17 protein-coding genes and 1 tRNA gene are annotated in these 20,984 nt (G+C 71.4%); 9 read left to right on the forward strand and 9 right to left on the reverse strand.

What is annotated here, in order from left to right:
• The first annotated feature begins 245 nt into the window (after nucleotides 1-245).
• Together FHG89_RS24240 and FHG89_RS24245 are read left to right on the forward strand one after the other, a co-directional pair.
• Nucleotides 246-1,445 (forward strand): DUF1015 family protein, encoded by a 1,200-nt coding sequence (locus tag FHG89_RS24240; RefSeq protein WP_139586720.1) that lies wholly within the window; start codon nucleotides 246-248, stop codon nucleotides 1,443-1,445.
• An 88-nt stretch (nucleotides 1,446-1,533) separates the two neighbouring features.
• On the forward strand, nucleotides 1,534-2,001 hold the full coding sequence (locus FHG89_RS24245) for a ribose-5-phosphate isomerase (protein WP_139586721.1): 468 nt from the start codon (nucleotides 1,534-1,536) through the stop codon (nucleotides 1,999-2,001).
• A gap of 11 nt (nucleotides 2,002-2,012) precedes the next feature.
• Here FHG89_RS24245 and FHG89_RS24250 read toward each other — a convergent pair whose 3' ends face one another.
• Nucleotides 2,013-2,357 (reverse strand): hypothetical protein, encoded by a 345-nt coding sequence (locus FHG89_RS24250; RefSeq protein WP_139586722.1) that lies wholly within the window; start codon nucleotides 2,355-2,357, stop codon nucleotides 2,013-2,015.
• Between the two features lie 114 nt (nucleotides 2,358-2,471).
• Here FHG89_RS24250 and FHG89_RS24255 point away from each other — a divergent pair, with 114 nt between their 5' ends.
• Entirely contained in the window at nucleotides 2,472-3,017 is a 546-nt protein-coding gene (locus tag FHG89_RS24255; RefSeq protein ID WP_139586723.1) for a hypothetical protein, read from the forward strand.
• 149 nt (nucleotides 3,018-3,166) lie between these two features.
• Here the strand turns inward: FHG89_RS24255 and FHG89_RS24260 are convergent, their stop codons facing one another.
• From FHG89_RS24260 to eccCa, 3 genes are all read right to left on the reverse strand, one after another.
• Nucleotides 3,167-3,433, reverse strand: a complete 267-nt coding sequence (locus FHG89_RS24260; protein WP_139586724.1) for a hypothetical protein — start codon at nucleotides 3,431-3,433, stop codon at nucleotides 3,167-3,169.
• 121 nt (nucleotides 3,434-3,554) lie between these two features.
• Entirely contained in the window at nucleotides 3,555-5,702 is a 2,148-nt protein-coding gene (locus FHG89_RS24265; RefSeq protein ID WP_139586725.1) for a zinc carboxypeptidase, read from the reverse strand.
• Nucleotides 5,703-5,801: 99 nt separating this feature from the next.
• The gene (gene eccCa, locus FHG89_RS24270; RefSeq protein WP_139586726.1) at nucleotides 5,802-9,827 is read right to left on the reverse strand and encodes a type VII secretion protein EccCa; all 4,026 of its coding nucleotides are present in this window, start codon (nucleotides 9,825-9,827) and stop codon (nucleotides 5,802-5,804) included.
• A 116-nt stretch (nucleotides 9,828-9,943) separates the two neighbouring features.
• On the opposite strand from eccCa, the gene eccD reads away from it, so the two are divergent.
• Nucleotides 9,944-11,266 (forward strand): type VII secretion integral membrane protein EccD, encoded by a 1,323-nt coding sequence (gene eccD, locus FHG89_RS24275; protein ID WP_139586727.1) that lies wholly within the window; start codon nucleotides 9,944-9,946, stop codon nucleotides 11,264-11,266.
• A 25-nt stretch (nucleotides 11,267-11,291) separates the two neighbouring features.
• Here the strand turns inward: eccD and FHG89_RS24280 are convergent, their stop codons facing one another.
• Genes FHG89_RS24280 through FHG89_RS24290 form a run of 3 tightly spaced genes read right to left on the reverse strand, consistent with a single transcriptional unit; the run spans nucleotide 11,292 to nucleotide 12,643 of the window.
• A complete protein-coding gene (locus FHG89_RS24280; protein WP_139586728.1) occupies nucleotides 11,292-11,636 on the reverse strand; it encodes a hypothetical protein in 345 nt (114 codons plus the stop codon).
• Nucleotides 11,637-11,656: 20 nt separating this feature from the next.
• Nucleotides 11,657-12,340 carry a hypothetical protein gene (locus tag FHG89_RS24285; RefSeq protein WP_139586729.1) on the reverse strand — a complete coding sequence of 228 codons (684 nt, stop codon included), beginning with the start codon at nucleotides 12,338-12,340 and terminating at the stop codon, nucleotides 11,657-11,659.
• Nucleotides 12,341-12,349: 9 nt separating this feature from the next.
• On the reverse strand, nucleotides 12,350-12,643 hold the full coding sequence (locus FHG89_RS24290) for a hypothetical protein (RefSeq protein ID WP_139586730.1): 294 nt from the start codon (nucleotides 12,641-12,643) through the stop codon (nucleotides 12,350-12,352).
• Nucleotides 12,644-12,702: 59 nt separating this feature from the next.
• On the opposite strand from FHG89_RS24290, the gene FHG89_RS24295 reads away from it, so the two are divergent.
• The 5 genes from FHG89_RS24295 (at nucleotide 12,703) to FHG89_RS24315 (ending at nucleotide 19,270) form a co-directional block, all read left to right on the forward strand.
• Complete coding sequence (locus tag FHG89_RS24295) at nucleotides 12,703-13,572, forward strand: CpaE/TadZ family protein (protein WP_139586731.1); 870 nt, start codon at nucleotides 12,703-12,705, stop codon at nucleotides 13,570-13,572.
• Between the two features lie 66 nt (nucleotides 13,573-13,638).
• Entirely contained in the window at nucleotides 13,639-13,974 is a 336-nt protein-coding gene (locus tag FHG89_RS24300) for a WXG100 family type VII secretion target (RefSeq protein WP_167517510.1), read from the forward strand.
• A 19-nt stretch (nucleotides 13,975-13,993) separates the two neighbouring features.
• Nucleotides 13,994-14,287, forward strand: coding sequence for a WXG100 family type VII secretion target (locus FHG89_RS24305; RefSeq protein ID WP_167517511.1), 294 nt, complete (start codon nucleotides 13,994-13,996; stop codon nucleotides 14,285-14,287).
• A gap of 159 nt (nucleotides 14,288-14,446) precedes the next feature.
• Nucleotides 14,447-18,793 (forward strand): DUF6531 domain-containing protein, encoded by a 4,347-nt coding sequence (locus tag FHG89_RS24310; RefSeq protein ID WP_139586734.1) that lies wholly within the window; start codon nucleotides 14,447-14,449, stop codon nucleotides 18,791-18,793.
• A 15-nt stretch (nucleotides 18,794-18,808) separates the two neighbouring features.
• Nucleotides 18,809-19,270, forward strand: coding sequence for a hypothetical protein (locus FHG89_RS24315; RefSeq protein ID WP_167517512.1), 462 nt, complete (start codon nucleotides 18,809-18,811; stop codon nucleotides 19,268-19,270).
• A gap of 238 nt (nucleotides 19,271-19,508) precedes the next feature.
• Here FHG89_RS24315 and FHG89_RS24320 read toward each other — a convergent pair whose 3' ends face one another.
• Nucleotides 19,509-20,183: an HNH endonuclease family protein gene (locus tag FHG89_RS24320; protein ID WP_139586736.1), complete on the reverse strand. Its 675-nt coding sequence runs from the start codon at nucleotides 20,181-20,183 to the stop codon at nucleotides 19,509-19,511.
• A 497-nt stretch (nucleotides 20,184-20,680) separates the two neighbouring features.
• Nucleotides 20,681-20,754, reverse strand: a tRNA-Gly gene (locus FHG89_RS24330).
• Between the last annotated feature and the right edge of the window lie 230 nt (nucleotides 20,755-20,984).

The following is a 20,984-nucleotide window of genomic DNA, read 5'->3' on the forward strand; positions in this document are numbered from 1 at the left end:
TGCCCGCGCCGCCCCCCGAGCGTCCCGTACCGGGGCCGCCCGCGTCACCCCGCCGCAACGCGGGCACCGGGCCGGCCACGACCGGCCGCAGGGGTAACGGCGGGCCCGCCGTGGCCGGCCGGCACCGCCGGGGCACCTCGGGCCGCGCTGGCTGACCACCGCGCCGCCCTCGCGGAGCTTTCATCTGGTGGACGCTGCGCGGGTCCCCGTCGGCTCCGGCGCGGTCGCCGGTAGCGTCAGCGGGCATGACGGTCGTGCACCCGATCAACCGGGCCTGGATCACCACTGGCGGCACTGGCGGGCAGAACTACGACGAGTTCGCCGACGACGCGGAGATCACCGCGATCATCGAGGCGAACCCGCACAGTGCCCTCGGCATCGAAATGCCGCACCGGGCGCCGGAGAGCGCGGGGAAGTCCTTCCTCGACGCCCTGCCGGACGCGGTGGCCCGCCTCACCGAGGCCAAGGCGGACGGCAGCTACACCCCCGCCGAGCAGGTGGTGGTGCTCTACCGGATCAGCGCCCCGGGCGAGTCCCCGGCGTACGGGCTGTTCGCGATGGTCGACACCGACCAGATCTCCACCCGGGCCGACGAGCCGGGCCTGGTCATCCGCAACGAGGACGTGTTCATCGCCAAGGTGCGCGAGCGGGTGGCGCTCGCCGAGGCGCTCGGTCACCTGCTCTCACCCGTACTCCTGCTCCAGACCGGGTGCGGTGACGAGCTGCACGCCGCGCTCGCGGCGGCGACCGACGCGGGCGGTGCGCCCGCCGCGACGGACACCGACCAGGCGGGGCGCACGCACGCCATCTGGCTGCTCGGCCCCGGCCCGGAACAGGACGCGCTGACCGCCCTGGCGGGTGGCGGTGAGCTGGTCGTCGCCGACGGCAACCACCGCAGCCTGGCCGCCCAGACCGGCGGGCTGCCGCGCTTTCTGGCCGTGGTGACCACCCCGGCGTCGGTGGCCATCCAGCCGTACAACCGGCTGGTCAGCGAGCTGACCACCACGCCGGCCGAGCTGTTGGACCGGTTGCGGGCGGCGGGCGCGCAGGTCGAGCCGATCGACGGCCCGGTCGAGGTCCCGACCGCCGGCGGCGTCGTCCACCTCCGGCTGGCCGACCAGGGGTACGCGGTGCGCCTGCCCGAGGGCACCACCGGCCGCCTGGAGAACCTGGACCACGCCCTGGTCGAGCGGCTGCTGCTGCGGGACGCGCTGGGCCTGGACCCGGGCGACAAGCGGATCACCTACGTGGGTGGGGACTACCCGGCGAGCTGGCTCACCGGTGAGGTCGACGCCGGCCGTGCCGAGCTGGCCATCCTGATCGCGCCGGTGACCGTGGACGACTTCGTCGCGGTGAACCTGGCCCGGGAAAAGATGCCCCGCAAGAGCACCTGGTTCACCCCGAAGGCGCGCGCCGGCCTGGTGGTCGCCGAGCTGCCCCGCTGAAGAACCGCCCACCCGGCCGTGTGACGAACCCGGCTCTCCGACGCCGCCCCCGCGACGTCGGAGAGCGCGGCCTGAGAGACTGCGCGGTATGCGCGTCTACCTGGGATCCGATCACGCCGGTTTCGAGTTGAAGGTGCACCTGGCCAACCACCTGGCCAAGCAGGGGTACGACGTCGTCGACGTCGGCCCGCACAGCTACGACCCGGACGACGACTACCCGGCGTTCTGCCTGCACACCGGTGACCGGGTGGTGGCCGACGGGGCCGGCCTGGGTGTGGTCATCGGTGGCTCCGGCAACGGCGAGCAGATCGCCGCGAACAAGGTCGCCGGGGTCCGTGCCGCGCTCGCCTGGAGCGTCGAGACCGCCCAGTTGGCCCGGCAGCACAACGACGCGAACGTGGTAGCGGTCGGCGCCCGTCAGCACACCCTGGACGAGGCCACCGGCATCGTCGAGGCGTTCCTGAACACGCCGTTCTCCGGCAACGACAGGCACGCCCGGCGGATCACCCAGGTGGCCGAGTACGAGCGGACCCGGCAGCTGCCCGACCTGCCCTGACACAGGGCGGGTCAGCGCGGCGAGCGGGGCAGGTCCTCGCGGGGCACCCAGTTGCGCCGGACGACCACCACCCGGGCCTCCGCCTCGGCCAGGTCGTCGTCGGTGGGGCGGGCCGCGTCCCGCGCCCGTAGCGCCGCGCTCAGCCCCACCTGGGATGAGCCGGAGCCGACCAGCCCTCGCAGCCCTCGTTCGCCGTCGCGGTCGTCACCGCCCTGACCTCGACGGCGCGGCGGCGGTGGCTCGTCACCGTCGTGCACCCCGGCGGTGCTGGCGGTCGAGCCGTCGGCGCCCCGTCCACCCGGGTCGGGGTCGGAATGGTGGCGCAGCCGTCGCCGTCGTCGGTCCGGGTCACCCATCAGCCGACCGTACCCTGCCCGCCCGCGGGTCGGACGGGGTCGGCGGGAGGGTTTGTCGGGTGGCTACCCTCGAATTCAGGCGGTGGTGGTGCCGTCGGTCAGGGGGAGGACGAGATGGCAGACCAGACGCAGCCGTGGGCGGAGCGGACCGTGGAGGTGCCACCGCAGGCCGGCGTCGGGGTCCCGCCGCAGCGCGACGGTTTCCGGCGCGGGGTGGCCCCGGTGGGTCAGCCGCGTACACCGCGCACCGAACCGTTCCCGGTGGTCGGGCAGGAGCCGACCGGCACCGGTTGGCCGGGTGAGCAGGCGCCGCGCCGTCCGTTGAGCTGGCACCTGGCGCAGCTGCGCCGGGGCGGCGAGTGGAGTACGGCGGCCGGTCTGTTCGCGTTCGTGTGCTGGGGGATCTGGGCGCTCTCCGGTGGGGGTGACCTGTCCGGGCCGCTGCTGGTGCTCGTGTTGAGCATGCTGGTGGCGGTCGGCCTGTTCGCGCTGTCGCGGCTGGTCGGCCGGGTGGTGCTGGAGCGGCAGTTGGGGCGGGTACGGCGCAGCGCGCGCGGCGCGCACCTGGCGACCGCGGTCTTCCTCGTCGGTCTCGGGGTGGCCTGGTTGCAGCAGACCGAGTGGGTCGTCTCGGCCTGGAACTGGATCTCCTCGAACTGATGTCGAGGCGCGCACGGGCGGGTCGGCTCGGGGCCGCCCCGCCCGTGCACCCGGTCGTCTCCCCACCAGGCAGGGGTGCTGCTTACCCGGCCGGCCACGGTTCATCCGTGGCCGGCCGGTTCGTGTGCGTACCGGCGGCTCCAGGGCCGTCAGTGGGTGCCGCCGTGCCCCTCGGCGTCGGCCCTTGGGGAGGCGACCCGGGCGGCCGGGTCCTCGACGCCGGGCTCGCCGCCGTCCGGGGCGACCATCCCGTCGTAGTTGTAGAGCGGGCCACCGTCGTCGTGCTGCCTGGTGGTCCTGATGTAGCGGTGCATCATGCCGTCGATCTCCACCTCGACGAGGGCGTCGCCCCCGACGTCGAGGGTGCTGCCGTCACGAGGTCCGCCGATGAGGTGTGCCGTTGTCGTCGTGTCCATGCCGTAGCCCTACCCCGGCGCTCTCGATCGGAAACGGGCTAAATGCGGCCATAGCCTCCGGGTCGGTGTCGGCCCGGCGGTTGTGCCGCGCCCGTGGATCCGGGCGCGGCACCACGGCGCGTCAGCGGGCGGCGGACTCGGCGGCGGCGTAGTCGCGGGCCACCCGGACCAGCTCGACGAGACCGCCCGCGTACTCCTGGGACTCGGCGTGCGCCTCGTCGAAGGGAGGCTGGAAGCCGACGCCCTCCCACTGGCCGGTGTCCGCGTTCCAGCGGTCGTTGCCGACCTCGAAGTCCCAGGCGAAGATGCCCAGCTCGTAGTAGAGCTGGTCGGCGGAGTTGCCGGCGGCGGAGTAGAGCACGTCGGCGACCGGGCCGGTCTGCGACGGCCAGGTGACGGTGCCGCGCTCCTGGGCGATGGCGCCGACGATCCGCCTGGCGCTGTTCAGGAACAGCGTCGACTCGTCGATCGACGGCCGGGGCAGGGTGACCCGCCCGTCGGCCCGGTACGCCCCCGGCGGCCACATGAAGTACCCGCCGTAGGAGTGCACGTTCATCGCGAACTTGATGTTCGGGTGGGCCTGCGCGAGCGCGACAACGTTGCGGCTCTCCGCCTCGGACAGCTCCGAGGTGCCCGCGTAGTTGCCGGAGAGACAGTTGGCGCTGGCGCCCACGTAGCCGTCGAAGTAGGACCCGACTGTGTAGTTGCGGTTGACGTCGACGCCCCACGAGTTGCGGTTCTTCGGGTCGCGGGCAGCCCCGGCGCAGTGGTTGACCAGGTTCTTGCGCTGCATGTTGAAGTCGTTGAACGAGTAGTTCGCCCCGTCCGGGTTCACCGTCGGGATGACGAACACGTCGACCTGTTCCAGCAGCTCACGGGTGGCCGGGTCGGTGCGGGCGTTGGCCAGCATCCGCTCGGCGAACTCCAGCGTCACCAGCGGCGTGGCCCACTCCCGGGCGTGTTCCTGGGAGTACGCGAGCACACCGACGCGGGAGCCGTCCCGGTGTACGCCGAGGCGCAGCGCCTGCACCGTCCACGGCTTCGTCGGCACCTCGGTGCCCTGGAGGCCGTCGTCGAGCCGGGCCGGTCCGGCGACCGGCATCGGCAGACCCGTCGAGCCGTCCTCGACGGTGGCCCGGAACCGGTTCGGCTGCCGTGCGGTGATCGCCGCCGCGACCTCGTCGGTGGTGCTCACGGTCTTACCGGCGGTGTCGGTGGCCAGCGAGACGGTGAGGACGCGGTCGCGGTAGGCGACGGTCAGTGGCCGGTTCCGGCGGCCCGGGTCGACCGTCCGCACCTGCACGCCGTTCATGCCCTGGTCGCCGAAGCGCACCGACTCGACCACCACGGCGGCGACCGCCGGGTCACCCAGGTACGCCACGGCGTTACGTCGGTACCCCTGGGTCCTGTTCGGCAGGTCGATCACGTCGACCAGGTCCCGATACTGGCGGGCCAACCGCTTGATCCGCGCCTGCACGTCCACCGGCGTCAGGTACGCGTCGATGAAGTCCCTCTGGTAGCCGGCGGGCAGCGGGGGCGGGGTGGCGTTAGGCCAGAGCGACGGCGTGACGACCCGGCTGACCCCGCCGAGGCTGGACGTGGCGGTCAGCTGGACCGGCCGGCTCGGCACCGGCTGGGGCAGCGCGTAATGGTACTGGTATTCGCCGGAGTCCTCGAAGCGGTACAGCGGGAACGAGCCGGTGGCCCCGTCGGCGGTCCGCCAGCTGACGGTGATCTCCACGTCCGGGTCGTCGGTGGCGGTGGTCGCCACCTGTGCCTGGAGGAACGTCTGCCCGGAGGTGGCCCACCAGTACGCCTGCTGCACCTGGAGCGTGTCCACCGCCGCGGTGGTGGTCGTCCGCTGGTCGGCGGCCGGTGCCCGCAGCCCGGCCCTGGTCTGGGTCTGCGCGGCGCGGACGCTGTCGGCGAAGTGCCGGCTGCCGTCCCCGGCACGCTGCACGATCTGCACGGCCGTGGCGCCCTGCGCGGTCAGGTCGGCGAGTTGGGCGCCGGTCAGCACCAGGTCGGCGAGGATCCGGCTGTCCCGTGTCCGGGGGCGGTTGGCGAGGTCGGCGCCGGTGGCGACAAGCCGGTCGAGCTGGGCCTGATCGCGCAGCTGCACCCGGACCAGCGCGGTCTCGGTGGCGGTCAGGGTGATCGGGCTGGCCGGGGCGGCGGGTGCCGCCGATCCGGAGCCGGGATGGGACAGCACCGCGCTGATCAGGATCGCTGTGGTGGCGGCAGCTGTCCACCGTCGTCGGACGATCATGTGCCCTCCTGTGACGGACGTCGATGTGGCTTGGTCCTTACACCAGTCCATTGATCGGCATCTGTCAAGGAGCGTCGTTGGCGCGTGCTGGGGAGTCTTCTACTCGACGTACGCCAGTTGGACGAGGGTGGTACGACGGCCACGCCGCACCAGCCGTCCCCGCCCGGGCGGCTGGACGGAGAGGTGGGCCTGCGGCCAGAGCTGGCCCTCCTGCCGCTCGCCGGAGAGCAGCAGGCCGGCGCAGCCGACCTCCTTCATCCGCTGCGGCACCGGCTCGTGCACGGCCCGCCCGGCGCCTCCGCTGCGCCGGGCCAGCACCAGGTGGAAGCCGAGGTCCTTCGACTGCGGCAGGAACTCCAGGAACGGCGCCAACGGCCCGGCGCCGCCACCGGGCAGCAGGTCGTAGTCGTCGCACAGCACCACGATCTCCGGCCCCTTCCACCACGAGCGGTTCCGGAGCTGGTCGACGGTAAGGGTGTCCGGAGGAAGCCGTTTGCGCACCTCGCTGGCGACACCCTGCACGAGACCCGCGGCGGCGGTGGCGGTGCCGGCGTACGCGCCGAGATACGCGTCGGGCACCGCGTCCAGCATGGTGCGCCGCAGGTCGATGACGGCGAAGACCACCTGGTCGTCGGTGAACTGCGCGGTCAGGTCCCGGACCAGCAGGCGAAGCAGGGACGTCTTGCCGCTTGCCGAGTCGCCGAAGACGAGCAGGTGCGGGTCGGTGCCGAACAGGTCGAGCAGGGTGGGCCGCAGCTCCGCCTCGTCGAGCCCGAGCCGGACCCGCCCGTCGGCGGGGAGCCCGCCGGACACCTCGGCATACCCGATCATGGTCGGCAGCATCCGGATGGCCGGAGCCGACGGCCCGGACCAGGCCGTCGCCACCCGGGACACCAGATCGTCAAGTCCCTTCGGCAAGGTGCCCACGTCGTCGCTGCCGTCGATCCGAGGCAGCGCGATGTGCGCGGTCAGGGCGTCCTGGGTCAGGCAGCGGCCCGGGGTGTCGGCGCGCAGGTTCTCGGCGGCCTGCCGCTTGATCGTCGAGTCCAGCGGGTCGTTCAACCGGAACTCGATCTTCGAGCCGATCACCGCCTGGAGCTGCATCCGCAGGTCCGACCATCGACCGGCGGTCAACACCAGGTGTACGGCGTAGCCGAGCCCACGGGCGCCGATGTCCTGTACGAGGTCGGCGAGATCCTCGAACTCCGCCTTGAGCACCGGATAGTTGTCGATCACCAGCACCACGTCGGCGGCGGGCAACTCGGGCAGCCGCCCCTCCCGGTGCATCCGCCGCATGGTGTCGATGGAGTCGATGCCGTGGGCGGCGAACAGCTCCTCCCGTTCGGTCATCAACATGCTGACCTCGGTCACCGTGCGGCGGATCCGGTCCGGGTCCAGACGACCGGCCACCCCGCCGACGTGGGGGAGCCCGGCCAGCGCGTTCAGCGCCCCGCCGCCGACGTCGACGCAGTAGAACGCGATGTCCTGCGGCGTGTGGGTCAGCGCGGCGCCGGCCACCAGGCTGCGCAGCAGCGTCGACTTGCCGGTCTGCGGCGCGCCCAGGACGCAGACGTGCCCCCCGCCACCGGAGATGTCCAGCACGAACGGCTCCTGCTTCTGCTCGGTGGGCCGGTCGAGCAGGCCGAGCGGAATCTGCAGCCGTCCGCGCCGCTCCATCGGGGCCACCAGGCCGTACGCCGGATCGGTCTCCAACGGGCCGACGACGGCGTCCAGTGGCAGCGCGGCAGGTAGCGGCGGCAGCCAGATCCGGTGCGCCTGCCGCCCGTGCTCGCGCAGCCGGTTGACCACCACGTCGAGGGTGCTCGGCGCCGTGACGCTCTCGTCCGCCCCCGCCGCCGATTCGTTGCTCGTCAACAGCTTCGGCGGATGCCGGGCCACGTTGTACATCAGGAACATCATGGGGTCGGGTGGGGCGTCCACCACCTCCTCGCCGGCCGGCGGCCGGTACGGCCCGGACACGTACGCCGCCTTGAACCGGTCGAAGATCGTGGTGTCGACCTTCAGGTATCCCGAACCGGGCAGTGGCGGCAGCCGGTACGCGTCGGGCACCCCCAGCACGGTGCGGCTCTCCTGCTCGTTGAAGGTGCGCAACCCCAGCCGGTACGACAGGAACGACTCCAGCCCGCGCAGCCGACCCTCCTCCAGCCGCTGCGAGGCGAGCATCTGGTGGATTCCGATCGACCGGCCGATCCGGCCGATCGCGATGAACAGCTCGATGAAGTCCGGTTTGGCGGTCAGCAGCTCGCTGAACTCGTCGATGATCACCATCAGGTTGGGCAGCGGAGGCAGCGGGCGGCCCGCGTCGCGCCGCCTGTTGTACTCGGTGATGTTGGCCAGTTGGCCGGCGTCGAGCAGGATCTGCTGGCGGCGCTTCATCTCCCCCTGGATCGCGTCGTGCAGGCGATCCACCAGTCCGGCGTCGTCCGAGAGGTTCGAGATCATCGCCGAGGTGTGCGGCAGGTGTTCCAGTCCGGCGAAGGTGGCGCCTCCCTTGTAGTCGACCAGGACCAGGCTCAGCCGTTCGGGCGGGTGGGTCATCGCGAGGGTGAGCACCAGTGTCCGCAGGACCTCGGACTTGCCGGAGCCGGTGGCGCCGACGCAGAGCCCGTGTGGGCCCATGCCGCCCAACGCGGCCTCCTTGAAGTCCAGGTGCACGGGGTTGCCGTCCGGGCCCACCCCGAACGGCACGGTGAGGAAGTCCGGCAGCATCCGGGGCGCCCACAGCGAGCGCACGTCGTAGCTCGCCTCGTCGACGATGCCGAGCAGGCCACGCAGGTCGACGGTCGCCTCCAGCGGGGCGTCGTCCACCGTGTCGGCCACCAGCCGCAGCGGCGAGACCCGCCGGGCCAGCAGCTCCATCTCCGCCAGGTCGAGCCGGTCGACCGTGCCGGCGGGCGCGCCGCGCAGCCGCTCGCGCTGGGCCAGGATCGCCGGCCCCCGACTGTCGGTGACCTTCCGCAGGTCCTGCACGGTGACCCGGTCGTCCTCGCAGAGCACCCGTACGTCCACGTGGGACGGTTCGTGCTGGCGGTCGTCGACGAGCACCACCACCGCCACGCCCAGGTCGTCGGGGGCGATACCGGCTTCGAGGTGGCCGAGCGGGTCGGCACGCCCGGCCGAGATCTGGTCGACCACGACGACCAGCCGGCTGCCCCGGAACCGGTGCTGCGGATCGCCCAGTCGCCGGGCCCGGCTGACCTCACCGACACGGCGGGACAGCTCCGCGGTCAGCAGCGACGCCAGTGCCATCGGCTCGGAAGCCACCAGCCGCTGCGGGGCCGGGCCGTCGTACTCACTCGGGTGCAGGCAGTGCGGGAGCCACTTCAACCAGTCGAACTCCAGCCCGGCGGTGCCGCCGAGGAGCCAGGCGAGGCGTACGTCGTCCGGGGCGTGCAGGGTGGCGAGCTGCGCCACCAGCACCCGGATCAGGTTGCGGGTGGCGGCTGGGCTGCCGACCACCGAGACCACGCCGGTGACCGGCACCGCGACCGGCATGCCGTCGAGCAGCCGGTCCCGGTCGACCACCAGGCGTGCGGCGGCCAGGGTCACCGGGTCCAGATCGACAAGCGGATTGTTCTCGTCCGCCTGGAGGGTGACCCGGCGCCAGAGGCGATCCTGCCCGTGCCCGACCCGCAGCACCAGGAAGTCCGGGTCGGTCAGCCGCCGCTCCCAGCGCCGGTGCGGGTCACGGAGAAGGTCCGGCAGCACCTCCGGGGCAGGGTGCCGGTGCTGGGCCGCGGCCCGCTGGGTGACCGCGTCCGCCCGGATCTGGTCGCGTACCCGGTCGATGTACTCCAGATATCGCTGCCGCTGCCGGCCGAAGCGTCGAGCCGCGCCCGTGCGCTGGGTGACGTACGCGGCGATCCCTCCGAACACCGTGGCGATCAGCATGCCGAACCCGGCGATCATCATGATCGGGTTCTGGTTGGCCATCATCATGAGCAACATGCCGGCGCCGCCCATGATCGGGAGGAAGACCTGCATGACGCCCGCGAACCCGCCTCCACCGTCGGGCGTCGCCGGTGGTGAGACCACGTCCAGCGCGGTCAACTCCGGCTCCGCTGGCGGAACCCGGGCCGGTCGGTGGATCACCCGCTGCGTCATCGCGACCCCTTCCGGGCCGGACCGGTCGGTGCTCCGGCCGGGTTACCGGTAGTGCTCCGACTGCCTAGAGTAGTACCGGTCGACACACTGAGCCGACCGTGCGGGGACGGAGGGTCATGGCAACCCGATTCACCCGAGTAACCGTGGTGGCCGGCGGGCGGAGCCTCGACATCAGTCTGCCCGCGGCCCGGCCGGTGCTGGAGTTCGTTCCGCAGATGTGCGAGCTGCTGTCGCTCGCGCCCGAAGCCGCCGGCCGCTGGCAACTGTCCACGGTGGGCTCCGGCGGGTTGGATCCCCGCCGGTCACTGGACGAGGCCGGGATCATCGACGCCGAAACGCTCTACCTGACCCCGCCCGAGCAGGCGGCCCTGCCACCGCTCGTCGACGACGTCGTGGACGAGGTGCGTACCGAACTGGACGGTGACGGCAGCGAGTGGCGCGACTCCGCCCGGATGACGGGCAGCGCCGCGCTGGCAGGTGTCGTGGTGCTGACAACCACGTACGCGCTGACCACCATGCCCGTCCCGGTGGCCGTGGCCCCGGCGCTGCTGTTCACGGTGGCCGCACTGGCGGCGCTGGTCGGCCGCGTGCTCGGCGCGTCCGCCGGCACGCTCCTGATGGCCGCGGCCGTGCCGGCGTGGCTGGTCGCCGGCGTCACGCTCGCCCGGGCCGTCGGCTGGCCGGAGTCGGCCTGGTTCACCGCCGGCGCCCTGGGCGCCGGGGTCGGCGCCGCCCTGTTCGCGCTGGTGGGTGAGCGGTGGTACGCCGTCGCGGCCGGTGGGTTCGCCGTGACGGTTCTCGGCGGGCTCGGCACCGCGCTGCTCGCCGCCGGGCTCGATCCGCGGCAGGCGGCGGCGGTGGGTTCGGTCGTGGTCGTCTTCGCGGTGGGGCTGGCGCCGCAGCTCGCGCTCGGCTCGGCCGGCCTCGTCGATCTGCTGCGGCGGCAGGAGGAGAGCCAGTGGGTCGGCCGGCGCCTGGTCACAACGGCGATCCGTCGTGGACAGTCCGTGCTGTCCGGTGTCGTGGTGGGTGTCGCGCTGGCCGCCACCGCCGCCTGCGTGGTGCTGCTGACCGGGCCGGCCGGTGTCGGGGTGGTGCTGGGCGGGGTGCTGGGTCTGGTGTTCGCGCTGCGGTCGCGCGTCTTCACGCGTACGGGTCAGGTGTTGCCCATGCTCGTGCCGCCGGTGACAGCGGCCACCGTGGCGGTGCTCGGTGGTGTCCGGCTCACCGGCGCCGACGAGGTCGTGACGGCCTGGTTGACGGTGGCCGGAGCCCTGGTGGTGGCGGCGGTGGTGCTCGGGGCGGGCCGTCCCCGGTTGGACGACGTCGGATCCGCCCGGTTGCGGCAGCTCTTCGACCTGGCCGAGGTGCTCGCGGTGGTCAGTCTCGTGCCACTGGTGATCGCGGTCTTCGGTGGTATTGCCTGGGCGGCCGGCTGAGCCGGCGCTCGACCGCAGCCGTCAATCAGCGCGATCGGCGCTGCGCGGGCACGATCACGATGGCCGGGGAGTCCGCCGGCGCCGCCGATCCCCGGATGACGGCGCGGGCAATGCCCGGGGCGAGTTGCGTGGCGGCGGCCGGGCCCAGCCCTCGTTTCTGGCGTTGCTCGGCGAGCAGTCCACCGATGCTGGTGATCGCCCACACGGCGACCAGCAGCAGGGCGCCGGCGACGAGGCTCGCGATCACGGCCGCGTACGGGCGACGCAGATCCCGCGGACCGCGCCGTGACCCGTGCAGGAGCGCGGCCTTGGCGGTGGCGGTGCGCAGCGCGTGCGCCTCGACCACCACCCTGTCCCGGCTGTCAGCCACGGCCGCGCCCGCCCCGGTCGTCAGTCATTGTCGTGGCCCCGCGCCGCGTCGTTCGCGGCCGCCACGTCGTCCTGATCGGCTGGCTTGATGCTCTGCGCCACCGCGACGATGACCTCGGCGAGGACCTGCTCCATCTCGGTGTGTGGTGTGGCGGCGCTCAGCACGGCCGTCCAGGTGGTGCCGGGCAGCGGCAGGAAGAGCTGTAGCACCGCCGAACGCACCCGGGTCAGGCTGCCCGGTGGCACCGTGGACGCGACGTCGCGGTGCAGCACGCCCGGCCCGACCGGGGTTTCGACCTCTTCCGCCGTGCCGGTGCGCGGCAGTGTCTGCCGGACCAGGGCGAGGCCGGCCGGCTGGGGAGCGGAGTTGAACCAGCCCAGGTGCAGACCCGCGCTGCCGACCGCGCCGCTGGACATCCGACCCAGCTGCACCAGGCTCAACGCGGCGCCGGCACGCTGACAGTCGGCGACGAGCTGCTCGACGAACTGGAGGACCGCCCGACGTTCGGCGGCGCGCAGCCGCTGCCCGAAGAACCGGTCGTCGACCATCCGGGCGGCGCTGCGCTGCCACGACTCCGGATGGGTGTCGAGGAGCGCCCAGTCCGAGGGAATCCCGATGAACCACGCGAAATCCGGATGCGGGGCGTGCGGATTGAGTTTCAGATCATGGGCCGGCAGCGGATCGAGCATGGAGACGTCGCTCACGCGCCACCCCTACGATTCGGTCGGGCGCAGCGCGGCGGCGGTCTGGTTGTCGAAATCGGCGACCATCTTGCCGATCGCGCTGGCGAGCCCGCCCCACTCGCCGATGTTGTTCATCAACTCGAGCAGGCTGGTCTTCCACTCATCCCGGAAATCGGAGATCGCGCCCTGGATATCGGCATGATCACCGGTGAGGCCGGCGCAGTCGACCACGCCGCGATGATCCGTTTCCAACTGGTCGGCGAGGGTGGTCAGATTTGCGCCTAGGCTCACCAACGTCGCATAAGGATACTGAACGTACGTCATCCCGCCTCCCCGTCATCAGTCAGTAAGACTAACAACTCACGTCTATGTGGGAGGCCCCGATGACCGACTACCGACATATCGGCCGGACGATGGTACGGGCTCTCGACCCCCGTCTCACCGCGCGGTTGCGGGCCGAGCGGGAGCGCCGCGAGATCCTCTCCGCCCGGCTCCGTGCGGGGACGATCGCCGTGGTCGGGCCGGGCTCGGGCACCGGCCGCTCCACAGTGGCGGCCCTGCTGACCTCGGCGTTGGCCCGGCATCAGGGCGGCGGGGTGCTCGCCGTGGACACCGGCCGCGGCGGCGGCCTGCACGCCCGGCTGGCGGTCCGGCCTGCCGGGTCCACCGAGGTCGTGTTGGCCGCTCTCGGCCTGCGGGGTGCGACCACCGGCCGCCGCCCCGCCGTGGGTCAGCGGTGGCTGCGCGAGCGCCTCGCGCTGGCCGGGCGGGCGATGCTGCTGGCCGGTCCGCCCGGCGGCGCCGAGTCACCGGTCACGGCCGCCGAGTACGGCGCCGTCTCGACCACCCTCAGCCGCTGGTTCCCGGTACGGGTCGTCGACACTCCGCCGCTTACCGGTGATCCGGTCGTACCGGCGGTGCTGACCCGGGCCGACCGGGTCGTGCTCGTGGCCCCGAGCGACGACCGTGGCCTGCGGTGGCTGGCCGACTGTCGGGCGTGGATCGTCCCGCTGCTGCGCGAGCCGTTCGACCGGATCGGTGTGCAGGTGCTGGTCTGTCGGGACGCGCGACCGCCCGATGCCGCGGCCCGGCTGTCGCCTGGTGATTCCGGTGGCGTTCCGACCTTCGTGCTGCCGTTCGACCCGGCGCTGCGGGACGCCGCCGCGCTGCGCTGGGCCGATCTCTCCGCCCGAACCGAGGAGATAATTCTCGACATTGCCGCGCAGATTGTGCGAGATATGCGACTGAGGTAACGCTCAATGAGCGTCGTGCGTCTATGTTCGAGTGACTGTGGGTCGAGTTCACGGGAGGGGCTTCGGATGGGTGCGAAGTTTTCGATCACCGACAATGCGGTAAATCAACACTCGTCAAATCTGGACACTTCGGTCGCCGCGTTGAACAGCCAGGCGCGGTCGTTCATCAGCGCGATCGAGCCGCTGCCGGCGGTGTGGAAGGGCGCGGCATTCCAGAGTTGGGACCAGCTGACGCAGCGGTGGAACACCGCGATGGCCGACCTGAACAAGGCACTGACGGACATCACGAGCCGGGTCGGCTCGGCAGGGCAGCTCTACGACACCTACCACTCGGAGCAGACCAGCCAGTTGCAGTCGACCATGGGGTCGGCCAACTGGGATGGCGCGAAGTTCCGCGGCTGACGGGGAGGTTACCGGGATCATGGGTGACGTTTTCAGTTACGACGAGTCGACCGCCGGGTCGGCGCAGGGCGACATCGCTTCGGTCGCCAACGGGGTCCAGGCGAGCCTCGACGATCTGACCAACTTCGTCACCCGGGTGAAGGCCAACTGGGAGGGCGACGAGATGGAGATCTACAACGGTATTCAGACGCAGTGGAACACCGCGGCGGACACCGTGAAGCAGATCCTCGACTCGGTGAAGCAGGCCCTGGGTCAGACCACGACGTCCGTGCAGGAGATGCGCGGTCAGGTACGGGGGACCCTGCAGGGCTGACCCGTCCGGCGTGGCGGCGTCCGGGCGTCTTCGGCGTCCGGACGCGCCGTGGCGGCAGGTGGTGCCGGGCGGGGCGGCGTACGAGCGGTCGTCCCCGCGCCGGGGCTCAGTGGATGGTTGCGGGCTTGTAGGCGTGGACACGGGGAAGGTCCGGGCGGGATGGCTGAGTTTCCGGCGCATCTGTTCAGGATGGAAGGCGATTCGTCGGCGATCCGGTCGTCGGCGACGAAGTGGCACGATTTCGGGTCGGCGGCGACTCAGGCCGCGGGTCAGATCACCGGTCTGGACACCGGTCAGTTCGTCGGACCCGAGGGTGATCTGTTCCGCGAGGGGCTGAACGCCGAGATGCCGGGGCATCTGCGGATCACCGGTGACGCGTTCGGCAAGGTGTCGACCGGGTTGACGACATTCGCGGACTCGCTGTCGTCGTTGCAGGATCGGATGCGTCCGTTGGCGCAGCGCGCGCCGGGTCTCTGGGCGGCCCTGCAGAGCGCGCGGGGGCGGGCGGACCGCGCCGAGCAGGCGGACCGGCGCCACGAGCAGGAGGTGGCCGACCGACCGCCGGAGCAGGCGACGACCCAGCCGGACACGTACCGCTCGGACAGCGGGGCGGCCGGTGCGGCGTTGTCGCAGGCCCAGCGGGACTGGGACGAGTGCGTGGCGCAGGCCGGCGCCCTGCGGGGCGAGTTGTCCACGGCGGTGCGCGACTGCGTACGGGTGGTGAACGACGCCAAGGGTCTGCGCTTCAAGGAAAATCCGAAGTGGTGGGACCTGAAGGGTCAGTTCACCAACTTCGTCCGGGACAACCAGGAGTTGTTACAGCAGCTCTCCGGCGCGCTGAAGATCGTCTCCCTGGTGGCCGGTCTTCTCTCCTTCATTCCCGTCCTCGCCCCCATCATGGGGCCGATCGCCATCGCCGCCGGTGCCGCCGCCCTGCTCATCGACGCGTCGCTCTACGCGGCGACCGGCAAGGGCAGCCTCACCAACCTGTTGATCGACACGGTGCTCACGGTCGTGCCCATCGGCCGACTGGCCAAGCTCGCCAAACCCGCAATGGCCCTGGCCAAGCGCGGGTTGCCGGCTCTAGCCAAGGGCCTCGGCAAGGCGCGATCGGCGATCCCGAGCATGCCCCGCGCGAGCATTCCGATGGGTTTGCGCAGGTGTGCCGGTGACCCGATCGACGTGGCCAGCGGCGAGGTGGTGCTCACCCAGATCGACGCCGAACTACCCGGTCTGCTTCCACTCGTCCTGAGCCGCAGCCACCTGTCGTCGTACCGGATCGGCCGGTGGTTCGGGCCGTCCTGGGCGTCCCTCCTCGACCAGCGCGTCGAGGTCGATGACGACGGAGTCTGCCTCGTCGCCGAGGACGGGACGGTCCTCACCTACCCGACGCCCTCGGCCACGGGGGCGGTTGTGCCGGAGACGGGACCACGCTGGCCGCTCACCTCGACGGCCGACGGCTACCGGGTCGACCAGCCGGGGACCGGTCTCGCCCTGCACTTCCGAACGGTGCCCGACCACCCTGAGCCCGAGGGCGACGGGGAGCCCGTTCAGGTGCTGCCCCTGTGTGCGGTCACCGACCGCAACGGGCACCGGATCGACCTGGCATGGCAGGGCGGGGAGATCACGGAGATCCGGCACAGTGGCGGATACCGGGTCGCGGTGGACACCCTGCACGGCCGGGTGGCGGCACTGAGCCTGCTCGACGCGGACCCCTCCGGTGACGCCCGGACGCTCGTGCGGTTCGCCTATGACGAGGCCGGTCACCTCGCCGAGGTGATCAACGATTCGGGGCATCCGCTGCGGTTCGGGTACGACGGCGACGGGCGGCTGACCCACTGGCAGGACCGCAACGGGCAGGAGTACCGCTACACCTACGACGAGCAGGGGCGCTGCGTGGCCGCCACCGGCTCGGGCGGATTCCTGTCCGCGCGGTTGCGCTACGACCCGGTGGCCGGCAGGACCGCGGTGGACGACTCGTTCGGCCACACCACCCTCTACGAGCTGACCGACCGTGGCCAGACCCAACGGCTCACCGACCCGCTGGGCAACGTCACGGCCTTCACCTGGGATCATTTCGATCGAAAGCTGACCGAAACCGATGCTCTCGGGCGGACCACTCGTTGGTCCTACGATGACGACGGCAACCTGGTCGAGGTCACCCGCCCGGACGGCAGCCGGGTGTCCGCGTCGTACAACGACCTGCGTCAGCCCGTGGTGGTCACCGACGTCGACGGCGCGGTCTGGCGGCGCGAGTTCGACGAGCGCGGCAACCTGACGATGGTCACCGACCCGATCGGTGCCGTGACCCGCTACCGGTACGACGAGGCCGGCCACCTCACCGAGGCGATCGACGCCCTCGGCAACACCCTGCGGGTGACCACCGACCCGGCCGGGCTGATCAGCCAGGTCATCGAGCCCACCGGCGCGGTGACGAGTTACCGGCGTGACCCGGCCGGCCGGGTCTGCGAGCTGACCGACCCGCTCGGCGGCACCACCCGCATCGGCTGGACCACCGAGGGGCGGCCCGCCTGGCGGCGTACCCCGGACGGCGTGAGCGAGGAGTGGACCTACGACCCGGAGGGCAACCTGGTCACCCACACCGACCAGTCCGGGGCGACCACCGAGTTCGAGATCGGCCCGTTCGACCTGCCGGTGGCGCGTACCGGGCCGGACGGCCAGCGGCTGTCCTTCACCTACGACACCGAACTTCGGCTCACCACGGTCACCAACCCACAGGGCCTGGCCTGGCGCTACGACTACGACCCGGCCGGGCGGCTGATCGCCGAGACCGACTTCAACGGCCGGACCCAGACCTACACGCACGACGCCGCCGGCCGACTGGTGGCCCGCGCCAACGGCGCCGGACAGGCCGTCGAGCTGGTCCGGGACCTGCTGGACAACGTCGTGGAGAAGCGCACCGCCGAGGGCGTCACCACCTTCGGGTACGACCCGGCCGGCCGGTTGCTCCAGGCCACCTCGCCGGATGTCGATCTCCGGATCGACCGGGACCCGCTGGGTCGGGTGCTCGCCGAGATCCGCGACGGTCGACAGGTCACCTCGTCCTACGACGTTCTCGGTCGGCGGACGCACCGGCGTACCCCCGCGGGGGTGCAGAGCGTGTGGGAGTACGACGCCGGCCACCGGCCGGCGGTCCTGCGCACCGGCGGCGCGACGGTGAGTTTCACCCACGACGCGGCCGGCCGGGAGACCCGGCGGGCGGTCGGCGGTCTCGCTCTCACCCAGAGCTGGGACGCCAACCACCGGCTGCTCGCCCAGGTCCTCACCGTCAGTCCCGCGGACCCGGCCGCGGTGCCGGATCTGATCGCCCACCAGGCCTACCGCTACCGCGCCGACGGCTACCTGACCGACGTCGCCGACCAGCTCACCGGCGCGCGCCGGCTGGAGTTGGACCGGGCCGGCCGGATCACCGCCGTGCAGGCCGCCGACTGGACCGAGCGGTACGCCTATGACGAGGCCGGCAACGTGGCCAGCGCCGCCTGGCCCGGGTCGGATGACCGCGGCGCGGCCCGGGGCGATCGGGAGTACACCGGCACCCTGATCCGGCGGGCCGGGGACGTGCGGTACGAGTACGACGCGGCCGGCCGGATGACCCTGCGACAGCGCAAGGAACGCTCGACCAAGCCGTCGACCTGGCGCTACTCCTGGGACAGCGAGGACCGGCTGACCGCCGTCGTCACACCGGACGGCACCCGCTGGCGCTACCGGTACGACGCGCTCGGCCGGCGGGTCGCCAAGCAACGTCTCGACACCGGCGGCGTGGTGGTCGAGCAGGTCGACTTCGCCTGGGACGGCGCGCTGCTGATCGAACAGACCCGTCGCGGTGAGGACGGCGAGCGCAGCAGCACCTGGGAGTACGCCCCCGACACGTTCACGCCGATCAGCCAGACCGATGGGCTGGCCGCTCAGGACGAGGTGGACCGCCGCTTCTACGCGATCGTTACCGACCTGGTCGGCACGCCCACCGAACTGGTCAGCCCGGACGGTGCGGTCGCCTGGCAGCAGCGCGCCACGATCTGGGGAATCCCGACCCACGTCAGCGCCACGGGTGTGGATTGTCCACTGCGTTTTCCCGGCCAGATCCATGATCCGGAAACCGGCTCCTCGTACAACTACCACCGCTACTACGACCCGGCCACCGCCCGCTACGCCTCCCCGGATCCGCTCGGCCAGCAAGCGGCACCCGACCCGCACGCGTACGTGAGCAATCCGACGTACGAGATCGATCCGTTCGGGTTGGTCCCCTGCATTCCGAACGCACTAGCGAAGTTCGGAAAGTGGATCAACGGAGGCAACAACTTCATCCGGATTGGCCGAATCATTCCGGGCACACCGGTCCGGGTTTCGCTGGGCCCCGCGCCCAAGCACTACAAAAAGTTGGGCACGTTGGGGAAGGCGCTGTCGCCCGTCCACCTGCACCTCGAGTTGCGCAAGGTCGGCATTGACCTGAACTGGCTCGGTAAATCCTATTACAAGAGTTGGTAGCTGATGGCTCAGAAGATGGGTAGCGAGATCGACCCCGTGATGGCGAGGCTCGGTGCGCGTGGTTTCGACGTGAACGTCGAGACCGAGGACGAGCTGCGCACGTACCGCGTCTCGGGCAAGGGCTTCCACCTGCGGGTGGGTCTAGGTCGCAAGGGAGTCCTGCTCGACTTCGTCGTCGACCCGGACGGGGAGTCGCCCGAGCTTCGGTACAGCATCGACACCGACCTGTACGACGTGTCCGAGCCCCGTCAGCAATGGTTCGGGGACGAGATCCAACGCGACATCGTTTCCTTCCTCGATGCCCTGGAGAACGGACGTCTCAGGGTGACTCGTGGCCGACACAAGACCGCGATCGTCTTCCCGTACGAGGGGAAGTATGTGCGGGTGGAGCGGGGGCGCGTCTTCACCCGTCGGCGGGAGTACGACAGCCTGGCGGACGCGGAGGCCGGTGACCAGTTCCACCCGTTCGAGGCGTAACCATCGCCCGCCCCGCGGGCCGAAGCGTGCGGGTGTCCGCCGGCCCGGGTCGGCGACAACGCCGCCGACCCGGGCCGGGGTTCGTTGGAGCGGGCGACGGGAATCGAACCCGCACCGTCGTGATCTGCCCGGATCGCCGGTCAGCGGCGGTGTCGTGGTGACCGATCACGCTGCCTGAGCGGGTGACCCGGCCGGTCTGCGTCGTCGGCGTGACTGCCGGCCGGGTGGCACGCGCTGGTCAGGAGGCGCAGGTGTTGAGCATGCTCTGTAGTGCGGATTTCTCCGAGGATTGCAGGGTGAGGTTCCAGTTGTACTTCACGGTGATCCACATTTTGCTGTAGGTGCACCGGTACGAGGACAGGGGCGGCTGCCAGGTGGAGGGGTCCTGGTCGCCCTTGGCCTGGTTGACGTTGTCCGTGACTGCGATCAGCTGCGGACCGGTGAGGTCGTTGGCGAAGCTCTGCCGGCGACTGGTCGTCCAGGAGTTCGCCCCGGAGCGCCAAGCCTCGGCCAACGGCACGACATGGTCGATGTCGACGTCGGAGGCTGCCGTCCAGGTTGCTCCGTCGTACGGGCTGTACCAGCGGCCGGAGGTGGCGGCGCAGGAGCTGTCGACGACGACGGAGGTGCCGTCGCGCTTGAGTACCTGCTCGCGGGTGTTGCAGCTACCGCTGACCGTGATCCAGTGTGGGAACAGGTCACGGGAGTAGCCGCTGGTCGAGCCCTGTGACGCCACGGTCAGGGCGTTGAGCTGCGACTGTGCCGTCGCTTTCGACGGAATGCCGGGAGGCGTCGCCGAGGCCGGCTGGGCACTCACGGCGGCCAGGCAGGTCCCCGCGAGGGCAGCGACCGCGAGAGCGGCGGCACGGTGCACGACACGCGGGAAGGACGTGGCAGAGGGTGCGATCGGCATGGGCGGCGACCTTTCGTCAGTGGATGGACGGCAACCGTCCCTGACGATCATGTCAATTCATGATCATGCACGTAAAGAGCGCCGGTCCGGTCATTGACCATTGGGCATCTCCCTGAATCCGCATACCTCTTGGCCGACGACCGCCCCATCCAACGCTGTGGTTGCCGGCGTCGTCGTCGGTTGCAGCTCCGCAGAGCTAAGGCGGGTTCGACCCCCGCCGGGGGATGCGGTGACGTTGTGGGTGACCGGGTTCGGCTGGTGGCCAACCGTCCGCCACAGGATGAGTGGATCTGGGTCGAGGGATTCAGGCTCGGTCCGTCCGGCCGGCATGGTCGGCAGGCGCAGAGCCTGGTGCGCGCGAGCGAGCCACCGCCGGATGGGGCCGCCCGGTAAGTACCTACCTGTCCAGCGCGGTGCGCGACCAGCTCCGGGCGGCACAGGCGCAGCTTGACCAGCCCAGGTTCGGCGGGTGGTCCGCTGACCTGGACCGGAAGATGTGGAGCGGGCGACGGGAATCGAACCCGCACCGTCAGTTTGGAAGACTGAAGCTCTGCCATTGAGCTACGCCCGCGCTCGGCCCCGCCGAAACGGGACGCGCCGACAGCGTACCCAATGATCGCGCCGGACGCGCAGCCGCGCCGCCCCACGGCGCCGCGTCGCGTCGCGCCCCCGCCCAAGATCCGCACAACCACGGGGATGTGGTGGCCTGCGCGACCCTGCGAGGCCACTACATCCCCGAAGTTGTGCGGATCTTGCGGATCTTGCGGGCCGGGCGGGCCGGGCCGCAAGATCCGCAAGATC

Origin of the sequence: Micromonospora orduensis (assembly GCF_006228125.1) — a bacterium.
Lineage (GTDB): Bacteria > Actinomycetota > Actinomycetes > Mycobacteriales > Micromonosporaceae > Micromonospora > Micromonospora orduensis.